Origin of the sequence: Isoptericola sp. NPDC057191 (genome assembly GCF_042670225.1) — a bacterium.
Classification (GTDB): Bacteria; Actinomycetota; Actinomycetes; order Actinomycetales; family Cellulomonadaceae; genus Isoptericola.
On record NZ_JBHUWC010000208.1, the window covers coordinates 1 to 6,973 of the forward strand.

Consider the following 6,973-nt stretch of genomic DNA (forward strand, 5'->3'; position numbering starts at 1 on the left):
GGACACCGACGGCACGGTCGCCGTGCTCGTCTCCTCCCGGCTGCCGCGCCTGCTGGCCGGGCTGCTCGTCGGCGCCGCGCTCGGCGTCGCAGGTGCGGTCCTGCAGTCGGTGGCCCGCAACCCCCTGGCCTCGCCCGACACCCTCGCGGTCAACGCGGGCGCCTACGTCACGGTCGTCGCGGCCGCCGCGCTCGGCCTGAGCGTGCCGTTCTACCTGCAGGGCGGCCTGGCCTTCCTCGGTGGTCTGGCCGCCGCCGGCCTCGTGCTCGCCCTCGCCCGCGGCGGCGCGGACGGGCCCACCCGGCTCGTCCTGGCCGGGTCGGCCATCATGCTCGCCCTGCACTCGCTCACGATGGTGCTCCTCGTCCTGTTCGAGCAGGAGACCACCGGCCTCTTCGCGTGGGGCAGCGGCAGCATCGTGCAGTCCGGGACCCGGACGGTCAGCCTCGCGGCCCCCGTCGTGCTCGTCGGCATCGCCGGCGCGCTCCTGCTCGCACGGCGCCTCGACCTGCTCGGCCTGGGGGACGACGCCGCGCGCGTCCTCGGCATCGACGTGCGCCGCACCCGCGTGCTCGCCGTCCTCGCCGCCGTGCTGCTCGCCGCGATCGCCGTCACCGTCGCCGGTCCCATCGGCTTCGTCGGCCTCGCCGCCCCGGTCATCGCCCGGCTCGTGGGGCGCAAGGTGCCAGGCCTCGGACGCCACGTGCTCCTCCTGCCGTTCGCTGCGCTCGTCGGCGTGGTCGTCGTCCTCGGCTCCGACGTGCTGCTGCGCGCCGTCCTGCCCGGCCAAGCCTCCGTCGCGGTGCCGACGGGCGTCGTGACCACCGTGCTCGGCGCCGGCATCCTCGTGTGGATGGCCCGGCGCCTGCGCGACTCCGGCGCCGGGGCACGCGGTGCGCGCGGCGCCCTCGGCCGGCCTCGGACCCGGGCCCACGTGGCCACCGTGCTCGTGCTGCTCGTCGCCGCGCTCCTCGCGGCCGCGGTCGCCGGCCTCCTCCTGGGCGACCGCGTCGTCCTCCTGGGCGACGTCGCGAACTGGGCACAGGGCGTGGCCGGGCGGCAGGTCGCGTTCGTCCTCGACCAGCGGGTGCCGCGCGTGCTCGCCGCCCTCCTCGCGGGCGGGGCGCTCGCGCTCGCGGGCACGATCGTGCAGGCCGTGTGCCGCAACCCGCTCGCCGAGCCCAGCCTGCTCGGTGTCACGTCGGGAGCGGGCCTCGGTGCGGTGCTCATGATCCTGCTCGTGCCCGGGGTGGGGATCTGGCCCATGTCCGCCGCCGCGGGCGCCGGCGCGCTCGCCGTCTTCGCGCTCGTGTACGCGCTGTCCTCCCGCGGCGGGCTGGGGTCGGAGCGCCTCGTCCTGGTCGGCATCGGCGCGCAGGCCGGCACGACCGCGCTCATCACGCTCGTCGTGCTCGTGATCTCCCCGTGGGACGTCAACCTCGCCCTGACGTGGCTGTCGGGCTCCACGTACGGCCGCAGCCTGGAGCAGCTGCTGCCCGTCGCGCTCGCGCTCGTGGTGATGGTGCCGCTCGCCGTGACGTACCGCCGCGAGCTCGACGTGCTCTCCCTCGACGAGGACACCCCGCGCGTGCTCGGCCTCGCCGTCGACCGCTCCCGGCTCGTGCTGCTGGCGGCCGCCGCCCTGACGACGGCGGCCGCCGTGTGCGCGGTCGGCGTCATCGGCTTCGTGGGCCTCGTCGCGCCGCACGCCGCGCGGGCGCTCGTGGGGGCCCGGCACGCCCGCGTGCTGCCGGTCGCGATCCTGCTCGGCGCCGTGCTGGTCTCCGCCGCGGACACCCTCGGCCGGGTGGTCATCGCCCCGGAGCAGATCCCCGCCGGGCTCGGCACCGCCCTCCTCGGGGCGCCGTACTTCGTCTACCTGCTGTGGCGCTCGCGGGGGCGCGGGGCCGCCTGACGGTCTACCGACCCCACCCCGACCCCGGCCCCGGGCCGGGGGGAAAGCGCGTCTGACCGGGGGTTCGCCTTTCGAGCACGGCCGGGGCGAGAGACGATGGCGGGGTGAACGGACGAGAGGCCGCCGCGGTGGTCGTCGGCTACGACGCGTCGGGCCCTGCCGACGTCGCCCTGGCCTGGGCGGCGCGCGAGGCCCGGACGCGGGGTGCCGTCCTGCGCGTGGTGTACGTCCGAGACGCGCACGACACGGGGGTCGCGGCCCGCCCGCACGGTGACGACCTGGGCGACCGGGGGCACGGCGGTGCGTGGCCCGTGGTCGAGGAGGCGGCGGCGCGAGCCCGGGACGTGGCGCCAGGTGTGGAGACCGAGACCTACGTCGAGTACGCGTCGCCCGCGGCGGCGCTCGTCGGCGTGTCCCGCGACGCCGGCGCCCTCGTGCTGGGCGGCACACGCCATGGCGGCCTGTACGAGGCCGTCCGGGGCACCGTGGTGCTGCAGGTCACCGCGCACGCGCTCTGCCCCGTGGTCGTGGTGCCGGCCGAGGGTGCGCGGCCGGACCTGCCGCCGGACGCGCCCGTGGTCGTCGGCTACGACGGTTCGGAGCCCTCCGGGCTGGCCCTCGACGCCGCGACGGAGTCCGCCTGGCAGCTGGGGCGGCCGTTGCGGGTCGTCGTGGTGTGGCGGCCCGGGGTCACGGAGTGGGTCGCCTCGCGCGGTCCGACCGAGCACGAGGGGCACGACCTCACGGAGGCCGACGCCGGGCCGGTGCTGCAGAAGGGCCTGGCCCGGGTGGAGGAGCTGCTGCGGGCTCGCGGTGCCGCGGAGGGCGCCCTGGAGGTGGTCGGCGAGACCCACCAGGGGAACGTGGCGCGGGTGCTGCACCGCGAGGCGGAGGACGCCGAGCGGCTGCTGCTCGGTACCCGCGGTCGCGGCGGCTTCGCCTCACTCCTGCTGGGCTCTGCGACGCACACGCTGGTGCGCACGTCGGCGTGCCCTGTCGTGGTGGTGCGGTCCGCCGGGCCCGACCTCGACTGAGCTCGACCGGCATGTGACGACGGTCACCCGGCCTTGCGGACGACCCGCCAGGTGAGGTTAGGCTTACCACCGTGACCGAGACTGTCGAGGCGACCGAGCGCGCCGACCGCACCGCTCCGGAGGCCGCCCAGGCCCCCGTGCAGCCGTACCGCATGTTCGACGTCGTCGTCTCCCGGGTCACCCGGCTGTGTCCGTCCTTCATCCGCGTCACGTTCACCGGTGACGACCTCGACCAGTTCGCCGACAACGGTCGTGACCAGCGGATCAAGTTCCTGCTTCCCGCCCCGTGCGGCGGCTGGGAGTACCTCGACCGGCAGAACCCGGACTGGTTCACGTCGTGGCGCGCGCTGCCCGAGGAGCGCCGCAACCCGCTGCGCACCTACACCGTCCGCGCCGTCCGCCAGGACCTGCGCGAGGTGGACGTCGACATCGTGCTGCACGGCGACACCGGCCCCGCGTCGCGCTGGGCCAACGGTGCCCGGCCTGGCGCCCCGCTCGTCATCATGGGCCCCGACGCCCGCTACACGGACGGCCCGCACGGCGGGCTGGAGTTCAACCCGCCGCAGCGCAGCCACGCGCTGCTCCTCGCCGGCGACGAGACCGCCGTCCCCGCGATCGCGGCCATCTGCGAGTCGCTGCCGCAGGACGCGGTCGGGGAGGTCTTCCTCGAGGTGCCGCACCCGGAGGACCGCTGGACGCTCGCCGCTCCTGCGGGGGTCCGGATCTCCTGGCTGCCCCGCGAGGACCGCGAGCACGGCGACGTGCTCGTGCCCGCCGTGAAGGAGGCCGCCGACCGGCTGCTCGCGATGGGCGTGCGCCCGTCGTCGGACGCGCCGTCGTCCCCGGAGCTGCTCGCCGCCGAGGCGGACCGCCCGGCGCTCACCGCCGCGGGCGTCGACCTGGACGGCGAGCTGCCCGACGTCGACATCGACGCGGAGATCCTCTGGGAGGTGCCCGTCGACGCGACCGGCCAGCCGCTCGCGCAGGACACCGTGCTCTACGCCTGGCTCGCCGGCGAGGCCGGCTCCATCAAGACGCTGCGCCGCTACCTCGTCTCCGAGAAGGGCGTGGACCGCAAGGCCGTCGCCTTCATGGGGTACTGGCGCCGCGGTCGCGCCGAATGCTGACGACCGGGGCCTGACGACCGGGGCCTGACAACCGGGTGCTGACGGCCCCACGCTGACGACGACGCCCCGCCCCGACCGTGCAGGTCGACGGCGGGGCGTCGTCGTGCGGGCTCAGCGGGCGACGCCCAGGCCGTCGACCACCTCGGCGCCAGGCATCGCGCAGAGCAGCTCGCCGGGCATCAGGAGCTTGGAGCGACGTACCCCCGATCCCATCAGCGCCAGCGCGCCGGGCGCGGCGAACCGGGAGTCCACGAGGACGCGCCAGCCGGCGGGCAGGCCCACCGGGGTGATGCCGCCGTACTCCATCCCGGACTCCGCCGTCGCGCGGTCCGTCGGCAGGAAGGACGCCTTGCGGGCGTCGAGCAGCTTGCGGACGCGGGTGTTCACGTCGGCGAAGGTGCTGGCCGTCACGACGCACGCGGCCACGCGCTCGACGTCGCCCCGCCGGCCGGCGACGACCACACAGTTGGCGGAGGCCTCCGGCGGCAGCCCGTGGCGTGCGTTGAGGGTCTCGGTGTCCGCGTGGTCGGGGTCGATCTCGACCACCGCGACCTGCCGGCGCACCCGGTCGTCGGCGGCCGCCCACGACTCCAGGGTGGCGAGCACCGGCGGCGCGAGCAGGTCGGGGTGCTCGAGCGCAGGCGCCCACGCCAGGTCGCCGAGGGCGGGGAGCCCTGCCGTCGCGCCGCTCATCGCCGGTAGGTCGTCGTGAGCGTGGCGCGCGCGACGGTGTGGAAGTAGACGTGGAACGCGACGTGCACCGGGCTGTTGTCCTCGGACAGGCCCAGCGTCGGGACGTCGAGGGCGTGCACCGCGAAGACGTACCGGTGCGCGTGGTCCCCGCGTGGCGGCCCGGCGCCCTCGAAGCCGAGGCGTCCGCCGTCGCTCGGGACGTGGAACGCGCCGGATGGGAGAGCCGCCCCGCCCACGGCGCCCGCGCCGCGAGCCAGCGACGTGACGTCCGCGGGCAGGTCGACGGCCGTCCAGTGCCAGTAGCCGGACGGCGTCGGGGCGTCCGGGTCGAAGCAGCTCACCACGTACGAGCGGGTGCCGTCCGGGGCGCCGGACCAGGCGAGGTGCGGTGACACGTCGGCGCCGTCGACGCTGAAGTCGTCGGCGAGCGGCTCGCCCTCGGTGATGTCGTCGCTCGTGAGCGCGAACGTCGCCGGGACGGGGAGCAACGAGTACGGGTCGGGAGGGAGCGGGCGGTCGAAGTCCATGCCCGTCATGCTGGCACGTCAACGGGGCACGTCAACGGGGCACGTCAACGAGGCGCGTCAACGGGGACGTACAGCGCCAGCGCCTGTGCCACGAGGGCGGGCTTGTCGACGCCCTCGATCTCGACCGTCACGGTCGAGGCCAGGCGCACTCCCTGCGCGACGGTCTCCGCACCGGTCAGCTCCGTCGTCGCGCGGACGCGGGCCCCGGCAGGTACGGGGTGCAGGAACCGCACCCGGTCCAGGCCGTAGTTCATCGCCATGGCGACGCCGCCGACGTCGACGAGCGTCGAGGCCAGCCGGGGGAGCAGCGACAGGGTGAGGAACCCGTGCGCGATCGTGGTGCCGAACGGGCCCGCCGCCGCGCGCTGCGGGTCGACGTGGATCCACTGGTGGTCCTCGGTGGCGGCGGCGAACGTGTCGATGCGGTCCTGGTCCACCGTGAGCCACGGACCGGTGGCCCGTCGTCCGACCGCGTCGACCAGCGCGGCGGGCGAGGCGACCCGGATCGTCGTGCTCGTGCCGTCGTCGTCGGTGCTCACGCCTTCGGCCCGCCCGCGACGTAGAGCACCTGCCCGGAGACGTAGCCCGCCTCCTCGGAGCAGAAGAACGCCACGGCGGCGGCGACGTCCTCGGGACGTCCGGCGCGCCCGACCGGCACGTCCTTCGCCGCGGCGGCGAGATACTCCTCCAGGGGCACGCCGATGCGCTCGGCCGTGGCCGCGATCATGTCCGTGGCGACGACGCCCGGCGCGACCGCGTTGGCGGTGACGCCGAACTTGCCCAGCTCGATCGCGAGGGTCTTGGTGAAGCCCTGCATACCCGCCTTCGCGGCGGAGTAGTTCGCCTGGCCCCGGTTGCCGAGCGCGGACGTGCTGGACAGGTTCACGACCCGCCCCCAGCCTGCGGAGACCATGTGCGACTGCACGGCGCGGGTCATGACGAACGCGCCGCGCAGGTGCACGCGCAGCACGGCGTCCCAGTCGTCCTCGGACATCTTGAACAGCAGGTTGTCGCGCAGGATCCCGGCGTTGTTCACCAGGACGGTGGGCGCGCCGAGCTCGTCCGTCACGCGGGCGACGGCGGCCTGGGCGGCCTCCGCGTCGGCGACGTCCGCGCCGATCCCGATCGCGCGTCCCCCGGCGGCGACGATGGCGGCGGCGGTCTCGACGGCCTGCTCCTCGAGGAGGTCGAGGACGGCGACGGCGCGGCCGTCGGCGGCGAGGCGGCGGGCGGTCGCCGCGCCGATGCCGCGGGCTCCTCCGGTGACGATCGCGGTACGGGTCGGGTTCGGCTGCTCGGTCATGCGGGGTCCTTCCTCGGGGTGGAGGTGGGGTGCGGGCGCAGGACGGGGGCGCCTGGGGCGCGTCGGTGCGCCAGGAGCTGCACGGGCACGACCTCCTCGTCGCTGTGGTGCCTTCCGGCGGAGCCGGGGTGTCGCGCCGGGGTGGGGCGCGCGAGGAGAGCGTACGTGAGAGGCGGCCGCAGCGGCCCGACCTGCGCGGTTGACAGCGGTCGCCGCGGCGACGTCTACTGACAGTGTTCGAACAGACGTTCGAACGCGACGGCGTCGCCGTCGTGCTGGTCGTGCCCGGGTGCTCACCCGTCCGGGCCGGGGGGAGGTCGCGTGACTGTCGTCGCCCCTCCGCGCACCGCGGCCCTCGCGCCCGACCCTGTCCT

The 6,973-nt window shown here is 75.7% G+C and carries 7 protein-coding genes; 3 read left to right on the forward strand and 4 right to left on the reverse strand.

Going from position 1 to position 6,973, the window contains the following annotated elements:
• From ACFT55_RS18145 to ACFT55_RS18155, 3 genes are all read left to right on the forward strand, one after another.
• The coding region (locus ACFT55_RS18145; protein WP_380245245.1) for an iron ABC transporter permease at positions 1–1,915 on the forward strand (1,915 nt) is incomplete at its 5' end.
• Between the two features lie 104 nt (positions 1,916–2,019).
• Positions 2,020–2,949, forward strand: coding sequence for a universal stress protein (locus ACFT55_RS18150; protein ID WP_380245246.1), 930 nt, complete (start codon positions 2,020–2,022; stop codon positions 2,947–2,949).
• Between the two features lie 71 nt (positions 2,950–3,020).
• Complete coding sequence (locus ACFT55_RS18155; RefSeq protein WP_380245247.1) at positions 3,021–4,076, forward strand: siderophore-interacting protein; 1,056 nt, start codon at positions 3,021–3,023, stop codon at positions 4,074–4,076.
• 111 nt (positions 4,077–4,187) lie between these two features.
• Here the strand turns inward: ACFT55_RS18155 and ACFT55_RS18160 are convergent, their stop codons facing one another.
• Genes ACFT55_RS18160 through fabG form a run of 4 tightly spaced genes read right to left on the reverse strand, consistent with a single transcriptional unit; the run spans position 4,188 to position 6,599 of the window.
• The gene (locus ACFT55_RS18160; RefSeq protein WP_380245248.1) at positions 4,188–4,769 is read right to left on the reverse strand and encodes a YbaK/EbsC family protein; all 582 of its coding nucleotides are present in this window, start codon (positions 4,767–4,769) and stop codon (positions 4,188–4,190) included.
• Complete coding sequence (locus ACFT55_RS18165) at positions 4,766–5,296, reverse strand: YbhB/YbcL family Raf kinase inhibitor-like protein (RefSeq protein ID WP_380245249.1); 531 nt, start codon at positions 5,294–5,296, stop codon at positions 4,766–4,768. The genes ACFT55_RS18160 and ACFT55_RS18165 overlap by 4 nt, the downstream gene beginning before the upstream one ends.
• Positions 5,297–5,340: 44 nt before the next feature.
• Positions 5,341–5,835 (reverse strand): MaoC family dehydratase, encoded by a 495-nt coding sequence (locus ACFT55_RS18170; protein ID WP_380245250.1) that lies wholly within the window; start codon positions 5,833–5,835, stop codon positions 5,341–5,343.
• Entirely contained in the window at positions 5,832–6,599 is a 768-nt protein-coding gene (fabG, locus tag ACFT55_RS18175) for a 3-oxoacyl-ACP reductase FabG (RefSeq protein ID WP_380245251.1), read from the reverse strand. The genes ACFT55_RS18170 and fabG overlap by 4 nt, the downstream gene beginning before the upstream one ends.
• Positions 6,600–6,973: the final 374 nt, after the last annotated feature.